The sequence below is a fragment of the Leisingera daeponensis genome (genome assembly GCF_019801465.1).
In the GTDB taxonomy this organism is placed as follows: domain Bacteria; phylum Pseudomonadota; class Alphaproteobacteria; order Rhodobacterales; family Rhodobacteraceae; genus Leisingera; species Leisingera daeponensis_A.
Genome location: NZ_JAHVJA010000010.1, coordinates 109,392 through 125,517, shown reverse-complemented (window position 1 = coordinate 125,517; position 16,126 = coordinate 109,392). Strand labels below are relative to the sequence as shown.

The following is a 16,126-nucleotide window of genomic DNA, read 5'->3' as shown; positions in this document are numbered from 1 at the left end:
GGGCAGAGCATTGGGGGAGGCCCTTTGGCCGCAGCGCGAAACCGGCTATCACTGGGCCATGCTGTCGCGCCCCCTGTTCATCGGATCGGAAATCTACCGCGGATCGTCCTATGGCCGCACCCATCCGCTGCGGGTGCCGCGGGTGTCTACTGTCATGGATCTGTCCCGGGCGCTGGGCTGGCTGCCGGATGCGGTCTATGTGAACTCGCCCCGCGCCAAGCCGGCGGCGCTGACCGTCTGGCACACGCCCGAATACATCGCGGCGCTGCAGGCGGCGGAAGCAGCGCAGGAGGTGACCGCGGCGGTACGCGCGCGGCATCATCTCGGCACCATCTCCAACCCGGTGTTCCCGGAGATTTACCGCCGCCCGGCCACCGCCGCGGGCGGCTCGATCCTGGCGGGCGAGCTGCTGGCGGGCGGCGGCATCGTTTACAACCCGGCGGGCGGCACCCATCACGGGATGCCGGACAGGGCCAACGGCTTCTGCTATCTGAACGATCCGGTGCTGGCGATGCTGTCGCTGCGCCACCACGGCGCGCAGCGGATCGCCTATGTCGACATCGACGCGCATCACGCCGACGGGGTGGAGCACGGCTTTGCCGGTGATGCGGACGTGCTGATGATCTCGGTGCATGAGGAAAACCTCTGGCCCAAGACCGGCATGCTGACGGAGGATGCGGGCGGATCAGCCCTGAACATGCCGGTGCCGCGCGGCTTCAACGATGACGAGATGGCGTTCATCCGAGACTCCCTGATCCTGCCGGCGGTCGAGCGTTTCGCGCCGGATGCCATCGTGCTGCAATGCGGGGCCGATGCGGTGACTGAAGACCCGCTGCCGCATCTGGACCTGTCGAACAATGCCCATTGGGCGGTGGTGCGGGCGCTGACGGGGATGGCGCCGCGGTATCTGGTGCTGGGCGGGGGCGGCTATAACCCGTGGTCGGTCGGGCGGCTCTGGACCGGTGTCTGGGCCGTGCTGAACGGGATTGAGTTGCCGGAGAGGCTGCCTGCCGCCGGAGAGGCCGTGCTGCGCGGGCTGGAGTTCACCGGCAACCGGCTGGGCCGCAACCCGCCGGAGCATTGGTTCACGACGCTCCGGGATCAGCCGCGCGGCGGGGAGATCCGGCAAGTGATCCGGGAGCGGGTGGCCTATCTGCGGGCGGGGGCGGGCATCATTCCGCCCAGCTGAGCGCGCTCAGGTCGATGGCCGCTGTGGGCGCGTTCTCCCAAAGCCCCTGTAGCCCGGCCTTAGCGACGCCCAGCTTGGCCAGCTGGAACAGGTAGCCGTTGACGTAATCCGCTGCGATCATCTCCTGCGCTTGCTGCAGGATTGCGGTTCGGGTATCCGGGTCGGTGGTCGCGTTCAGCCGGTTCATCAGCTCCTGGAACGCCTTGCTGTTATACTGGAAGTAATAGTCAGGCCGGGCATAGATGCCGATGTCCATCGGCTCGGTATGGCTGACGATGGTCAGGCCAAAGCTCTTGCCGCGGAACACGCTCTCCAGCCACTGCGCCCATTCCACGTTGATGATCTCCGCCTTGATGCCGATGGCGGCCAGCTGCGCAGCAACGATCTCGCCGCCGCGGCGGGCATAGGAGGGCGGCGGCAGGTGCAGGGTGGTCTCGAACCCGTCCGGGAACCCGGCCTCGGCCAGCAGCGCCCTGGCCTGCTCCGGGTCATGGGCGGACATGCCGGTCAGATCCTTGTAGGCCGGGTGGTGCGGCGCGAAATGGGTGCCGATCGGGGTGCCGTAGCCGAACATTGCGCCATCAATGATCGCCTGACGGTCGATGGCATGGGCCACTGCCTGCCGCACCCGTATATCGTCGAACGGCGGCTGCTTGTTGTTGGTGGACAGGATGGTCTCGCCTTCGGTGGAGCCCACCAGAACCTGGAACCGCGGGTCGGCGTCGAATTGCGGCAGGTTTTCCGGCGCCGGGAAGTTGTCGAAAGCGTCAATATCTTCCGCCATCATCGCGGCAAAGGCCGCGGTCGGGTCGGAGATGAACTTGAAGGTGGCGGAGGCCAGCGCCGGCTGATCGCCCCAATAATCCGGGTTGCGCGCCAGCGTGATGCGGTCGCCCTGCACCCATTCCTGGAAGGTATAAGCGCCGGTGCCGACCGGATTGGTCTTGATGCTGTCGATGCTCTCCGGCGCCACGATCACCGCATCGCCCCAGGCCAGGTTGAACAGCAGGCTGCCGTTCGGCGCCTCCAGCGTGATCTGCACGGTCTGTGGGTCCACCGCATCCACGGCGGTGATCCCTTCGAACAGCGCTTTCTGCGCGTTGGTGCTGTCCTCGGCGCGGGCGCGGTCGAGCGAGAATTTCACATCCTCCGCATCCATCGCGCTGCCGTCGTGGAAGGTGACGCCCTCACGCAGCTTGAAGGTATAGACCGTGCCGTCCTCTGAAATTTCCCAGCTTTCCGCCAGCCCTGGCACCACCGAGCCGTCGCCCATGAAGCGCGTGAGCCCCTCGAAGACATTGCTGTAAACCACCGAGTCGATGGCCTGCGCGGCGGCACTGGTCGGGTCCAGATGCGGCGGCTCCAGCTGCAGGCCGATGGTGACGCTGTCCTTGGCCCAGGCGCTGCCCGCCGCCAGCGCCAGCGCGGAACCGGCGGCAACTACAAAGGATCTGAAACCCATCTGAAATCTCCCTGTGTGCAATCTGCGGGCCTGAAAATGGCGCCCATTGGAAACGAGTTTCCCTGTTTCCCGAGCGTAATCAAGGGCGGGCGGCATTTCGCGCACTGGAAGCACGCCGCGTTAATTGGTAATCCGTGTCCACTCTAGAACCGCGGACAGGACAGCCATGAGCGCGACAGCCAAGAAACAGGCGCCCAACGCCGAAGACATCCGGGCCCGCAAGGGCGGCACCCCTTTGGTGAGCCTGACGGCCTATACCACGCCGATGGCGCGGCTGATGGACAGGCACTGCGACTTCGTGCTCGTCGGTGACAGCGTCGGCATGGTGCTGCACGGGCTGACCTCCACCCTCGGCGTGACCATGGAGATGATGATCATGCACGGCCAGGCGGTCGCGCGCGGTCTGAGCCAGGCGATGCTGGTCATCGACATGCCGTTCGGGTCGTATGAGGAAGGCCCGCAGCAGGCGTTCCGCAATGCCGCCCGGCTGATGGCCGAAACCGGCTGCGCCGCAGTCAAGCTGGAAGGCGGCGTCGAGATGGCCGAAACCATCCGCTTCCTGGTCAAGCGCGGCATCCCGGTGATGGCGCATATCGGCCTGACGCCGCAGTCGATCAACACACTGGGCGGCTACAAGGTTCAGGGCCGCGAGGACCAGGCAGAAGCCGTTCTGGCTGACGCCCGCGCGGTGGCGGAGGCCGGCGCGTTCTCGGTGGTGCTGGAAAAGGTGCCGCAGAAACTGGCCGACAAGATCACCGCCGAGGTGGCGATTCCCACCATCGGCATCGGCGCCAGCGCGGGCTGCGACGGGCAGATCCTGGTGGTCGATGACATGCTGGGCTTCTTCACCGCCTTCAAGCCGAAGTTCGTCAAACGCTACGCCGATCTTGGCCCGCTGGCAGAGGCCGGCATTGCCGAATACGCTGCCGAAGTGCGGGCGCGGACCTTCCCCGCGGCAGAGCATGTGTTTTCCGATCAGGCCCCCTCCAAAGGATGACTGCTGACATGACCGCTCCGATCCTGCGCCGCCTGGCTGATCTGCGCGCCAAGACGGCCGGCTGGCGCCGCGCCGGTGAAACCATTGCTCTGGTGCCGACCATGGGCGCGCTGCATGCAGGCCACCTGTCGCTGGTGGAGGCCGCCAAGGCCGCCTGCGACCGGGTGATCGTGACCATCTTCGTGAACCCCAAGCAGTTCAACAATCCGGAGGATCTGGCAAACTACCCGCGCACCGAAAACGAGGACGCGGAAAAGCTTGCCCCTTACGGCGTCGACTTGATTTATGTGCCGGACCCGGACCAGATTTATCCCGGCGGCTATGCCACCAATGTCTCTGTCGGCGGCAGCACCACCGCGGTGATGGAGGGGCCTTTCCGTCCCGGCCATTTCGACGGGGTGGCGACGGTGGTCGCCAAACTGTTCCTGCAGACCAGCGCGGACAAGGCCTTTTTCGGCCAGAAGGACTACCAGCAGCTGATGGTGGTGACCCGCATGGCCCGCGATCTGGACATCCCGATCGAGGTGATCGGCTGCGAAACCGTGCGCGAGCCGTCGGGCCTCGCCATGTCCTCGCGCAACCTGCGCCTGTCGCAGGACGGGCTGGACCGGGCAGCTGCGCTGAATGCCGCCATGCGGGAGGCTGCCGCCAAAGCATCGGCAGGCGAGCCCTGGGCGCCGCTGGAAGCCGCCGCGCGCCAGGCGCTGGCAGAGGCAGGCTTCGGCGATGTGGAATACTTCGACTTGCGCTGCGCGGAAACACTGGAAGCGCTCGACACCCCCTCCCGTCCGGCCCGCCTGCTGGCGGCCGCCTGGATGGACGGCATCCGCCTGATCGACAATATCGAAGTTCTGCAACTAAATTATTAGTAGGGACTGGTAGCGATAGCACCTTTGCGTTTATTGTCCCCGGTCAGAGGAGACTGGAGGGCAGCCGATGAACTATATTCTGGCAATTGATCAGGGCACCACGTCGACCCGGGCAATCCTGTTTGATGCGGGGATGCAGGTCGCGGGCACCGCACAGCAGGAGTTCACCCAGCATTACCCGCAGGCGGGCTGGGTGGAGCATGACCCGGAGGAGATCTGGGACACTACCGTCGCGGTCTGCCGCAAGGTGATGGCGGATCTGGATGCCACCGCCGCTGACATCGCGGGCATCGGCATCACCAACCAGCGCGAAACCACCGTGGTCTGGGACAAGACCAGCGGCAAGGCGGTCCATAACGCCATTGTCTGGCAGGACCGCCGCACCGCGGCCATCTGCGAGGAACTGCGCAAGGCCGGCCACCAGGAGATGGTCACCGACCGCACCGGACTGCTGCTAGACCCCTATTTCTCCGGCACCAAGGTGAAATGGATTCTCGACACCGTTCCCGGCGCGCGCGACCGCGCCGCGGCAGGCGAGCTGCTGTTCGGCACCGTGGACAGCTTCCTGATCTGGCGCCTGACCGGCGGCGCGTCGCATGTGACCGACGCCACAAATGCTGCGCGCACGCTGATGTATGACATCCGCAAGGGCCGCTGGAGCCGCACCATCAGCGATCTCTTGGAGGTGCCGCAGCAGATGCTGCCGGAGGTGAAGGACAGCGCCGCTGATTTCGGCACCACCGATCCGGAGATCCTGGGCGGGGAGATCCCGATTCTGGGCGTGGCCGGCGACCAGCAGGCGGCCACCATCGGCCAGGCCTGTTTCCAGCCGGGGATGATGAAATCCACCTACGGCACCGGCTGCTTCGCGCTGCTGAACACCGGGGATGAGCCGGTGGTGTCCAAGAACCGGATGCTGACCACCATCGCCTATCAGCTCGACGGCAAGCCGACCTATGCGCTGGAAGGCTCGATCTTTATTGCCGGCGCCGCGGTGCAATGGCTGCGCGACGGGCTGGGGATCATCGGACAGGCGTCCGAGTCGGGCGAGCTGGCCTTGCGGGCCGACCCGGGCCAGGACGTGATCCTGGTGCCCGCCTTCACCGGTCTCGGCGCGCCGTATTGGGAGCCGGAATGCCGCGGCGGCATGTTCGGCCTCACCCGCAACTCCGGCCCTGCCGAATTCGCCCGCGCCGCGCTGCAAAGCGTCGCCTACCAGACCCGCGATCTCTATGAGGCGATGCGCGCCGACTGGGAGGATGACAGCCACCACACCGTGACCCTGCGCGTCGACGGCGGCATGAGCGCCAGCGACTGGACCATGCAGAGCCTGTCGGACCTGCTGGGCGCCGCCGTCGACCGCCCGGTGATGCAGGAAACCACGGCGCTGGGCGCGGCCTGGCTGGCGGGGATGCGGGCCGGGATTTACCCGGATCAGACCGGATTTGCCGATACCTGGAAGCTCGACCGCCAGTTCGTGCCGTTGATGCAGCCCGCCGCGCGCGAGGCCGCCTATGCCCGCTGGCAGCGCGCGGTGCAGGCGGTGATCGGAGTCTGACCGCGGTAAAACAGGGCAGGGCGGGGCGCTCCCGCCTGCTTCTGCCCATTCATGGAATGGGCCTCACAGTTGGGCGTGGCGCCGCGCTTTGCGCGGCGTTTTTTCGCTGAGAAGCGGTTTAAGGGCAGGTCTGCCCTTAAACGCGCCTGGCCGAGTGTGTTCACACCCATCCGCGCTTCAAGGGTGAACCGTGCCTGCCGCACGGCGGCAGTGCCGCCCTTGACCCGCGGCTGGCCGCAGGAGTGCTTCAGCTGATGCGGGCGCCTGTCGGGATGGTCGGAGGGCGCGCGTTCAGTTCCTCAATGGAGAACCCCGCAATCGATTTGTACTTGGCGGCATGGGCGGCCAGTTCGGCTTGCGGAATCACCTCGCCGATGTCTGCAAAGTCGCCGCCGCACAGGTCCTCGACCCGTTGCAGCACACCGTCCGGCCCGCCGCCCGCGCGGTTGGCCTGGCCCACTGCCGTGGTCACCGGGCGCACCTCTGCCTCATAGGCCTGGAGCGCGGCGGCATTCACCCCGTGTTCCAGCAGCTTGGCGCCGATCACCCGCGCATCGACAATGGCCTGGCTGGCGCCGTTGGAGCCCACCGGATAGGTCGGATGCGCGGCGTCTCCCATCAGCGTCACGTTGCCTGCGCTCCAGCGCGCCAGCGGGTCGCGGTCCACCATCGGATATTCATAGACCACTTCGGCGCCGCGGATCAGCGCGGGCACGTCGATCCAATCGAACTGCCAGTCTTCGAAGTCCGGCAGAAACTCCTGGATGTCTGCGGGCCGGTTCCAGTCCTCGCGGCGCCAGGGCGCGGAAGGGTCAAAGCTCTTCTCCGCAATCCAGTTCATGGTGACACGGCCCTCCGCATCGGGGGCAGAGATCGGGTAGGCCACCAGCCGCAGATGGTCATGGCCGATCATGGCCATCGCCGCGCCGCCCTTGAAGGCCGGTGCCCTAGAGGTGGCCCGCCACAGGATGCGGCCGTTCCAGATGGGCGCGCCCTCATCCGGCACCATCTGCACACGCAGGGCGGAGTGGATGCCATCCGCTGCAACAACTAGCGATCCTTCGAACCGCCGTCCGTCCGCCAGCAGGAGCGCGGCGCCGCCGTCCGTGTGTTCAAACCCGCCCGCCCGCGCGCCGGTTTCCAGGCAATCCGGCCCGGCCCGCTTCATCAGAGCCCGGTAGAGCATCATCTGCAATTCGCCCCGGTGAACCGAATACTGCGGCCAGGCATAGCCTGCGCCCAAGCCGCGCGGCTCTTCCCAGATCGTCTTGCCCAGTTTGCTGTAGAACCCCAGCTGCCGGGTCTGCACGCCGATGGCGCCCAGCTCTGCATCCAGCCCCATGTCCAGCAGCTCCCGCACCGCGTTGGGCTGCAGGTTGATGCCGACGCCCATCGGCTTCAGTTCCTGCGCCGCTTCAAAGATGCGGAACGGCACGCCAGTCTGATGCAGCGTCAGCCCGAGGGTCAGCCCGGCAATGCCGCCGCCGGCGATGAGGATGGACATGATAAGTATACTCCCTAATTGTCCGGGCACATAAGCACGGTGCGCGCAGCAGGGCAAGCGGGCATGGAAGGAAAGGGGAGTCAGCGGCGTCCGGCGATGATCAGGTCGGGGCCAAAGATCACGTCGGCGTAATTGTGCAGGTAGATCTTCAGCCAGGGGGTGAAGCGTTCGGGATGGCGGCTCACCTCCGCCAGCAGGTCGTGGTAATCGACCCAACGGGTCTCCATCACCTCGTCCGGGTTGGCGGCGATCCGCAGCGGCCGGTGGGCATGGGCCAGGAACACATCCACCGCCTCGTGCTCGACCAGCCCGTTGCCGACATCGGCGCGGTATTCCAGGTGGTGGCGGAACTCGGGGTAGAGCCCGGTCAGCCCCAGTTCCTCCTTCATCCGCCGCACCGCGCAGGCCGAGGGCTGCTCGTCCCACATCGGGTGGGTGCAGCAGGTGTTGGCCCACAACCCCGGCGTGTGGTACTTCCCCATCGCCCGCCGCTGCATCAGGATTTCCACGCCTTTCACCACAAAGACAGAGACAGCCTTGTGCTTCAGCCCGCGCTCATGCGCGGCCAGCTTGTCAACCGGTGTCAATTCACCGTTCACCCAGGCGGGGATCATGTGGCTCATACTGTGTCCGTGACGGTTTTCTCAGGCGCGGCCTGCCGCAATCGCGATGGCCTGGCTCCTACCGCTAACGTTTGCCGGCCCGGAAAGCAATTACGCGAAAAGCCGCGGCGAAAATGCCGCGGCTTTTCGGGTCTCCAGCCGGAAGGCCGGTGTTATTCGGTGGCGGCTTCCGTGCTTTCCTCAGCTGCGGCGCTGTCCGCCGGAGCTTCCTCTGCCGGTGCAGGGCCGTGGCTGGCCAGGAAAGCATAGATATCCTCGCCGCCCTTCCTCAGGCGGAAGGACATTTTCGACTTGGCCTTGCTGTTGCCGGTTTCGGCCTGCAGGAACTTCTTGGGGTCGGCGGTGAAGCTGACGAATTTCTCTTCATCCCAGACCAGTCCGGCCTCGCCTGCCGCGACCAGGTCATCGCTGTAGTTGAAGCCATCGGCCGTGCCTGCCTGGCGTCCGGCCAGACCCCACAGGTTGGGACCGGTCTTGCCGCCCTTGATGATCACGTCGCCGGCATCCGAAGTGACGGTGTGGCAGGACTTGCACTTGTTGAACCCTTTTTCGCCAGCTTCCGGGTCGCCTTCGGCAAAGGCGGGGGCGGCGAGGAGGCCGAAAATCGCGGCAGTCAAAAGAGGTTTCATATTGCTTGCTCCAGTTCTGAGTTGGCAGGTGTGACTCATGATCCAATATCCTGCGGTGTCAACCGGCAGTTTGACGCGCATCAAAGCCCCTGCAGGAGACCGCAGTTTTCAGGACGCGGCCCAGCAGGGCAGCAGGTCTCCGGGCTCCGGGCGGGCAAGATAGACGGCCCGTGCGATGGCTCTGCTAAGGCACAACGCAGCGGCATGGCAGAGCGTTCCAAGGTCTGCGTCTGGCGCGTCCAGCGCTCGCGCCCCGGTGCTGGCGGCAAACACCAGATCGCCGTCGCCCGGAGAATGCGCGGGCACGATGGCGCGGCCGATGCCGTCGTGGGCGGCAGTGGCCAGGCGCTGGCACTGCGCCTTGGTCAGCGCGGCGTCTGTGGCGACGATGGCAATGGTGGTGTTGGCGCGCTCCGGCGGCAGCGGCGAGCCGGCCAGTTTCTGGAGCGCAGCCGTCTTGCGGCTCTCCAGAACGCGGCCCAGCCCGGCGTCCGGGTCGGGGCCGGCGCCGCCGAATTCCTCGCCGATTTCATAAGGGGCAGCCCAGAAATGCCGCTCGCCCGGTGTGGTGGCGGCGCCCAGCGGGTTGGCGGCCACCAGGGCGCCGACGGTGGCACCGCCCTCCAGCACCAGCGAGGCCGAGCCGAGACCGCCCTTGAGCATCGCGGTCAATGCGCCGGTGCCTGCGCCGGCAGTGCCGAGAGCGAAGTCCGGTGCCGCGGCTTCGAAAGCGGCACGGCCCAGGGCGCGGTAGGGGTTTTCCCGCCACGCCTTAGCGCCGCCGTTCAGCAGGTCAAAGAGAATGGCCCCCGGCACCAGCGGCACCCGCGCCGGCCCGACCGGATAGCCGCGGCCGGCCTCGTGCAGCGCGTCCATCACCCCGGAGCAGGCATCGAGACCGAAGGCGGAGCCGCCCGACAGCACCAGCGCGTCGATCTTGGCCACCGATTTGTCGGGCGCCAGCAGATCCGTCTCGCGCGTGCCCGGCGCGCCGCCCATCACATGCACCGAGGCAGTGAAGGAACTGTCCGATGTCAGCACGGTGGTGCCCGATTTTAACGTGGCGTCCTGGGCGTTGCCGACAAGGATGCCGGGCACGTCGGTGATCAGGTTTCTGGGCCCGGGGAGCATGTTGCGCGGTCCTTTTTTGACTGAAGCGCGCTGGCGCGCGCTGCCTCCGGCGGGAGTATTTTCCGGAAAGATGAAAGAGGGAGGGCTAGATGCAGCGGCCGCCGTCGACTTCCATTGCGACGCCTGTCACCATGGCCGCCTCGTCCGAGCACAGGAAGCAGGCCGCATTGCCCATGTCCTCCGGCGTCGAGAACCGGCCGATCGGGATGGTGGACAGGAACTTGGCGCGCATCTCCGGGGTGTCCTCTCCCATGAAGGACTTGAGCAGCGGGGTTTCCCCGGCCACCGGGTTGATTGCGTTGACCCGCACCCCGTGCGGCGCCAGCTCCACCGCCATCGTCCGGGTAGCGGTGATCATCCAGCCCTTGGAGGCGTTGTACCAGTTGAGGTTCGGGCGCGGCGACACCCCGGCGGTGGAGGCAACATTCAGGATTGCGCCCCGCTGGTTGGCCTTCATATGCGGCACCAGGGCGCGGGCGGTCAGGTAGACCGATTTCATGTTGACCCCCATCACCCGGTCGAAGTCGTCCTCGGAGATGTCTTCCAGCGGCGCGGGCAGATGGGTGACGCCGGCATTGTTGACCAGAATGTCGAGATGCCCGAAGGCCGCCAGCGCCGCCTCCGCCATCGCGGTGACCGAACCGCCGTCGGAAACATCCACGATTTGCGCGATGGCGTTGCCGCCATGCTCAGCCGCCATCGCTTCCGCGGCTGCCCCGTTGATATCGGCAATCATCACCCGGGCGCCTTCGGCCAGGAACTTGCGCACGATGCCTGCGCCAAAGCCCGAGGCGCCGCCGGTCACGATGGCGGTTTTTCCGTCCAGCCGCATGATATTCCTCCCAAACTGTCTGGCAACAGCATGGGCCGGGCGGAAGCGCTGTGCAATCCGCGGTTTCAATCCGGGTCGATTTTACCGCGCGTCGCTTTCAGCTCGCCGCGCTGCTTCTTGGCCTCCAGCCGCCGCTTGACCGAGCCGCGGGTGGGTTTGGTGGCGATGCGCCGCTTGGGCGCCACCAGCGCCTTGCGCACCAGCTCCGCCAGCCGCTCGCGCACGATTTCGCGGTTCCGCTGCTGCGAGCGGGTCTCGTCGCACTGCAGGATGATGGCGCCGTCCTTGGTCCAGCGCCGCCCGGCCAGCCGTTTCAGCCGGGATTTGACCGCAGGCGCCAGCGCCGGCGAGCGCTCGGCCTCGAACCGCAGCTCCACCGCGGTCGCCACCTTGTTCACATTCTGCCCGCCGGGGCCCGAGGCGCGGATGAAGCTCTCGGTCATTTCCCAGTCCTGCAGGGCGATTTGGTCGTTTATGCGGATCATGGCTTAGGTGTTTTGCGGCAGGGTCTTCCAAAATCGAAAGGGCTGTTCCACACGCGGGGAACAGCCCTTCGAGATGATAGGAGGTGCACCGGTTAGGTCAGCACCAATTCAGTGATCTATACGTACCAAGGGCTGCCTCGGCCGCACTCCTTCTGAACTGTTCCGGCACTGCTCTCCATAGCTTCTCTAGACAATGGGCACCTCCTTTCTGATGTTTCGTGTAAGTTCAGCCTGCCACAGATTCGGCCAATGTCAAAACAAAATCATGTGGCCTTTTTGGTTAACGAACGCACGATGATGCGGAAGGGCACAAGCGCGAGCAGCGCCAGCGACAATTTCACCAGCCAATCGGCGAACGCGAGCGAGACCCAATAGGGCACCACCGGCCCCAGTCCGATCAGCGGCAGCATGTCGCCGGCCCAGGACACATCATTGGCCGGTTCGATCCAGGCCAGCGACACGGAAAAGGCGACGGTGAAGAAGATCGCGGTGTCCACCGAGGAGCCGATCAGGGTGGAGGCCAGCGGCGCCCGCCACCACTTTCCTTCGCGCAAGGCAGAAAAGACGGCGACGTCCAGCATCTGCGCCGTCAGAAAGGCGAGGCCGGAGCCGAGCGCGATGCGCAGCGTCACCGCCGGGTAGGTGAAGCCGTCGCCTTCAAGCATGATCCGGGTGCCGATCAGAGAGCAGATCACCCCGGTGATGAACCCGGCCGCCACCACCTTGCGCGCGGCGGCGGCGCCGTAGACGCGGTTCATCACGTCGGTCACCAGGAAGGCCACAGGGTAGGTGAAGGCGCCCCAGGTCAGCCAGTCGCCGAACAGGAATTGCACAAGGACGTTGGAGGCCGCCACCACGGCGGCCATGGCAAGAATGCCGGGAATATGCGAGCGGGTCATGCGCTTGATCCGTTTGTTCCAGGGCCGCGAAGCGGGCTCCGCAGCGGCAAAAGACCGGCCCCTTTAGACCGCACAGGCCTGTCCTGCAAGGTTTCCGCGTCCACGGCCGGGACAAGGAGGGCTCCCGCCCGCGCCGGGTGCCTTCTGCGAAGGACCCCTTGCGGTTGGGCGCGACGCGCGTGTCAGCGGGGCAGGGCGTATTCCACCAACTCGGTGCGCTGCACCGGCAGGAAGTTGTCGTCCGATACCATGGTTGCGCGCATCCGGCCGGTTCCGTCCAGCCAGACCGACAGCCCTTCGAGGTTGTCATGGGTGCCGGGGCCGGTTAGCAGCAGGGTGGTTTCATTCACCGGCCCGGCGGCGGTGATGTCCCAGCGGCGCAGGCGGCTGCGGAAGCCCAGAAGGGTCAGGTCGCGCTCCAAGAGGTAGAACCGCCCGTCGGGGCCGAAATCCGCATCCACCGGCAGGAAGCCGCCGCGCGGCGGCAGGCTGAAGGGGCGCGACCAGCGCCGCCCGTTCCAGCGCCAGACCGGGATCCGGCCGTTTTTGTCAAAGGCGCGCTCCGGCAGCGTGTAGAGCCGGCCGCGGGAGTCGATGGCTAGGGTTTCCAGCGACTTGTTGGGCGGCAGCTTCCGGAACGCCTTGGGCCGCGGCAGCACCTCGGCGGGGGCCTCGGGCCGGCGGTAGCGGGCGACCCGCGCCGCGCCCTCGAATGAGATGTAGCGGCTGCCGTCCGGCGCGATGGCCAGGCCCTCGCTGTCGCCGGCAAAGCCGCGCAGGGTCTTGCCGGTGGAGGCGCGCAGGCGGTGCGCGCTTGCCGCCGTAATGCCCGAAATCCGGCCCTGGCGGCGTGCGATCCGGGCCGTCACCAGCGTTGACCGGTCGCTCAGCACCACCATGGCGCTGCCGCCATCGGTGATCTTCAGTGCCGAAAATCCGCCGAACCAGGGCTTTTTCAACGTCCAGGTGTAGCTGCTCAGGTACTGTGCCTTGCTCTCCTCCGCCAGCGGGCGGCTGGCGGCATAGCCTGCTGCCGCCAGGCCGGCGGCAGCGGCAACAGCCAGGATCAGTTTGATTGCAGAACGGCGGCGCATTGCTTGGGCAGGTCCGAAAGGGTGTAGTCCCGCCGTGGTTTAGGCTTGGGCGCGCTGGGGTCAACCGGTTTCGGCGGCGGCGGGTTCAGAATGTTGCTCACCCACTGCTGCGCATCGGCGCATCCGTCGCCTTTGGGCGGGGCCGCCTGATCAACGCAGCCGCGGGCGCCGCGGGGGCAGTTCAGCCGCACATGGAAGTGGTAATGGTGCCCCCACCAGGGCCGGATCTTGCGCAGCCAGCGGCGGTCGCCCTTTTCGTCGTTGCACATCTGCACCTTGGCGCCGGGAAACACGAAGATCCGTGCCACCCGCCTGTCCTGCGCCGCGGCCTTCAGAATCTCGTGGTGCGCCCGCGTCCAGCTGCTGTTCACATAGGCGCCTTTGGCCCGGCGCATCGAGATCGAGGAGATGTTTTCGCGCGCGCTGCGGCTGAGGTTCAGCCGGTCCGGCGGGCGCATCCAGATGTCGATATCGAGGCCGATCTGATGGCTGCGGTGGCCCGACAGCATCGGTCCGCCGCGCGGCTGGCTGATGTCGCCGATATAGAGCCCCTTCCAGCCGCGCTGCCTGGCGGCGACGCGGCTCAGGTCCTTGACGAAATCGATCGCTTCCGGATGGCCCCAGTTGCGGTTGCGGCTGAGCCGCATCGCCTGCCAGGTGGGACCGGTCTCTGGCAGCTGCGCGGCGCCGGCCACGCAGCCCTTGGCGTAGGATCCGAACGGCGCGGGCCGCTGCTGCGAGGCGCTCGGCTTGGCGCCGAACAGCGCCTTGGCGGGGGTCTGCGCGCTTGCCGGAACACTCCATCCCGCCACCGCCAGACAGATGGCTAGTAACAGTCTCAACTCTGATCTCCTTCTCCATGAACCCAGAATAACAGTACCAATCCGATCAGAAACAGCGCGATGACCGGGGTGATCCCCAGCCGGGCGCTGCCGGTAACAGTGGTGGCAACGCCGATCAGCATCGGCGCCAGAAAAGCGGTGGCGCGCCCCGACAGGCCATAAAGGCCAAAGCTCTCGGTCGCTTTCAGCGGGACGGTGTGGCGCACCATCAGGCTGCGGCTGGCCGATTGTAGGATGCCGCCGAAACCGCCGATCAGCACGCCGCAGCCGAAGAACACCGCATCCGGCAGTGTTGAGCCCTCAGCCAGGGGGATGCCGTAGATCTGCTCGCGCGACATGCTGACGATGGTCAGGCAGACACAGCTGAGGACCAAGATGGAGGCGATGATCACCGCCTTCGGCCCGAATTTCCGGTCCGCCTTGCCGCCGATCCAGCAGAACAGGGTGGCCGCCAGCGCCGCCACGATGCCGAACACGCCGATCAGGGTGATCTGCCAGCCCAGCACCAGCTTGGCGTAAACTCCGCCAAACCCGTAAAGCCCGTTCAGCGCGTCGCGGTACAGCATCGAGGAGCCGAGGTAGCTGGCGAGGCTGATCCGGTTGCGCAGGTTCTTCACCGATTGCACCACCAGCGCCACCGCCTGCCCGATCGTGCCGCGCCGGCCGGTGGCACGGCCTTCGCGCATCCACAGAAAATAGGGGATCATGAAGACGGCGAACCACAGCGCGGTGAAGGGGCCGACGGCGCGGGTGCCCTCGCGCGCCTCCGCGTCCAGCCCGAACAGCGGGCTGAGGCCGATCAGGGTCTTGCCGCTGGCCTGCTCGACAAACAACAGGAGCATGATGAACAGCGAAATCACCCCGCCCAGATAGCCAAAGGCAAAGCCGGAGCCGGAGACATCGCCGACGTCCTCCCTGCCGGCCAGCGACGGCAGTTGCGCATTGACGAAGATCAGCGCGAACTCCGCGCCGATGAAGCCGGCGCCGAAACTGATCAGCATCCACCACAGGTTGCTGCCGCCCGGGTCCATGAACCACAGGCCGCAGGCGCCCAGCACATACAGCAGCGAGAACATCATGATCCAGGGCCGCCGCCGTCCGGAGATATCGGCCAGCGCCCCCATGAACGGCGCGCCGAAACCGATGATCAGGCCGGTCACCGTCAGGCACATCGACCACACGGTCTGGGCCTGCGCCTTGGCGGCCTCGTCGTCCAGCCCCAGGTCCATGAAATGCTCTGCCGCCACCGCGGCAAAGAACGGGCTGAAGACAAAGGTGACCAGCAGCGTGTGATACGGCTGGCTGGCCCAATCGAAGAACCACCACCCCCAGATGCGCTTGCGCAAGGATACCTGCTGCATGCCCGCCCTCTTGTTATTGTTGCCTTCAGGTATGGCAGGCGGGCAGGGGCCTAGGCAAGCCTGTCCTGCATCGGCGGCCAGGGCCGGCCGGCATCCGCCGCGCACCAGTCCCGAATCCAGCCCGGCAGTTCGGGAGAGGCTTCCGCGTGCTGCCCCAGCGCCTCCAGCACCTTTTGCGGCGGCACGATGCCGCTTTTGTCCGTGACCGCGGTGCGCAGCATCACATGGCTGGCGCAGTCGCCGTTCTTTTTCCACATCGACTGCTCGACATAGATGAACTTGTCGTCCCAGCCGGCGGTGCGGCTGCGCATCTCGAACTTCTCAAAGCCGCGGATGCGGCGGCGGTAGCGGACCGAGGACCCCGCCACCGTCAGCCCCCAGCGGCGTTCGCGCAGGCAGCGGATCAGCCCCACCCGCTGCGCCAGCATGGTGCGCCCCAGATCATAGAGCGTCATGGTGCGGCCGTTGTTCAGCTCCATCCACATGTCGAGGTCCCAGGGCCAGCAGATGTGGCTGGACACATGCATGCCGGTGATCGGCAGCCGCTCCATCCGGCTGGCCAGAACGGTATCCTTGATCAGGCGGACAATCGGGTACATCGGCGCGCGCTCCTGTGCTGCATGTGCCCGTGATGCCACCCGTTTACAGCGC

16 protein-coding genes are annotated in these 16,126 nt (G+C 66.4%); 4 read left to right on the top strand and 12 right to left on the bottom strand.

Features of this window, described 5'->3' with window-relative positions; all coding sequences use genetic code 11:
• The first annotated feature begins 58 nt into the window (after positions 1–58).
• Positions 59–1,189, top strand: coding sequence for an acetoin utilization protein AcuC (locus KUV26_RS18555; protein ID WP_222509485.1), 1,131 nt, complete (start codon positions 59–61; stop codon positions 1,187–1,189).
• Here the strand turns inward: KUV26_RS18555 and KUV26_RS18550 are convergent.
• Complete coding sequence (locus KUV26_RS18550; RefSeq protein WP_222509484.1) at positions 1,173–2,651, bottom strand: ABC transporter substrate-binding protein; 1,479 nt, start codon at positions 2,649–2,651, stop codon at positions 1,173–1,175. The genes KUV26_RS18555 and KUV26_RS18550 overlap by 17 nt on opposite strands.
• A 166-nt stretch (positions 2,652–2,817) precedes the next feature.
• Between KUV26_RS18550 and panB the strand changes: the two genes are divergently transcribed.
• The 3 genes from panB to glpK all read left to right on the top strand — a co-directional run bounded on the left by panB (position 2,818) and on the right by glpK (position 6,075).
• The gene (gene panB, locus KUV26_RS18545) at positions 2,818–3,648 is read left to right on the top strand and encodes a 3-methyl-2-oxobutanoate hydroxymethyltransferase (protein WP_222504722.1); all 831 of its coding nucleotides are present in this window, start codon (positions 2,818–2,820) and stop codon (positions 3,646–3,648) included.
• Between the two features lie 8 nt (positions 3,649–3,656).
• Complete coding sequence (panC, locus tag KUV26_RS18540; protein ID WP_222509483.1) at positions 3,657–4,517, top strand: pantoate--beta-alanine ligase; 861 nt, start codon at positions 3,657–3,659, stop codon at positions 4,515–4,517.
• A 67-nt stretch (positions 4,518–4,584) separates the two neighbouring features.
• The gene (glpK, locus tag KUV26_RS18535; protein WP_222509482.1) at positions 4,585–6,075 is read left to right on the top strand and encodes a glycerol kinase GlpK; all 1,491 of its coding nucleotides are present in this window, start codon (positions 4,585–4,587) and stop codon (positions 6,073–6,075) included.
• 247 nt (positions 6,076–6,322) lie between these two features.
• Here the strand turns inward: glpK and KUV26_RS18530 are convergent, their stop codons facing one another.
• The 11 genes from KUV26_RS18530 to KUV26_RS18480 all read right to left on the bottom strand — a co-directional run bounded on the left by KUV26_RS18530 (position 6,323) and on the right by KUV26_RS18480 (position 16,074).
• Positions 6,323–7,579 (bottom strand): flavin-dependent oxidoreductase, encoded by a 1,257-nt coding sequence (locus KUV26_RS18530; protein ID WP_222509481.1) that lies wholly within the window; start codon positions 7,577–7,579, stop codon positions 6,323–6,325.
• Between the two features lie 80 nt (positions 7,580–7,659).
• A complete protein-coding gene (gene idi / locus KUV26_RS18525; protein WP_222504718.1) occupies positions 7,660–8,202 on the bottom strand; it encodes an isopentenyl-diphosphate Delta-isomerase in 543 nt (180 codons plus the stop codon).
• Between the two features lie 152 nt (positions 8,203–8,354).
• The gene (locus tag KUV26_RS18520) at positions 8,355–8,831 is read right to left on the bottom strand and encodes a c-type cytochrome (RefSeq protein ID WP_222509480.1); all 477 of its coding nucleotides are present in this window, start codon (positions 8,829–8,831) and stop codon (positions 8,355–8,357) included.
• Positions 8,832–8,939: 108 nt separating this feature from the next.
• Positions 8,940–9,962, bottom strand: a complete 1,023-nt coding sequence (locus KUV26_RS18515; protein ID WP_222509479.1) for a P1 family peptidase — start codon at positions 9,960–9,962, stop codon at positions 8,940–8,942.
• Between the two features lie 85 nt (positions 9,963–10,047).
• Positions 10,048–10,794: an SDR family oxidoreductase gene (locus KUV26_RS18510; RefSeq protein WP_222509478.1), complete on the bottom strand. Its 747-nt coding sequence runs from the start codon at positions 10,792–10,794 to the stop codon at positions 10,048–10,050.
• Positions 10,795–10,859: 65 nt separating this feature from the next.
• Positions 10,860–11,279 (bottom strand): alternative ribosome rescue aminoacyl-tRNA hydrolase ArfB, encoded by a 420-nt coding sequence (gene arfB / locus KUV26_RS18505; RefSeq protein WP_222504714.1) that lies wholly within the window; start codon positions 11,277–11,279, stop codon positions 10,860–10,862.
• A 263-nt stretch (positions 11,280–11,542) separates the two neighbouring features.
• Positions 11,543–12,178: a queuosine precursor transporter gene (locus KUV26_RS18500; RefSeq protein ID WP_222509477.1), complete on the bottom strand. Its 636-nt coding sequence runs from the start codon at positions 12,176–12,178 to the stop codon at positions 11,543–11,545.
• Positions 12,179–12,360: 182 nt separating this feature from the next.
• Complete coding sequence (locus tag KUV26_RS18495; RefSeq protein WP_222504712.1) at positions 12,361–13,272, bottom strand: esterase-like activity of phytase family protein; 912 nt, start codon at positions 13,270–13,272, stop codon at positions 12,361–12,363.
• Positions 13,245–14,114, bottom strand: coding sequence for a penicillin-insensitive murein endopeptidase (gene mepA / locus KUV26_RS18490; RefSeq protein WP_222509476.1), 870 nt, complete (start codon positions 14,112–14,114; stop codon positions 13,245–13,247). The genes KUV26_RS18495 and mepA overlap by 28 nt, the downstream gene beginning before the upstream one ends.
• Positions 14,111–15,508: an MFS transporter gene (locus tag KUV26_RS18485; RefSeq protein WP_409996953.1), complete on the bottom strand. Its 1,398-nt coding sequence runs from the start codon at positions 15,506–15,508 to the stop codon at positions 14,111–14,113. Before KUV26_RS18485 ends, mepA begins: the two co-directional genes overlap by 4 nt.
• A 17-nt stretch (positions 15,509–15,525) precedes the next feature.
• Positions 15,526–16,074: an acyl-CoA thioesterase gene (locus KUV26_RS18480; RefSeq protein ID WP_222509474.1), complete on the bottom strand. Its 549-nt coding sequence runs from the start codon at positions 16,072–16,074 to the stop codon at positions 15,526–15,528.
• Between the last annotated feature and the right edge of the window lie 52 nt (positions 16,075–16,126).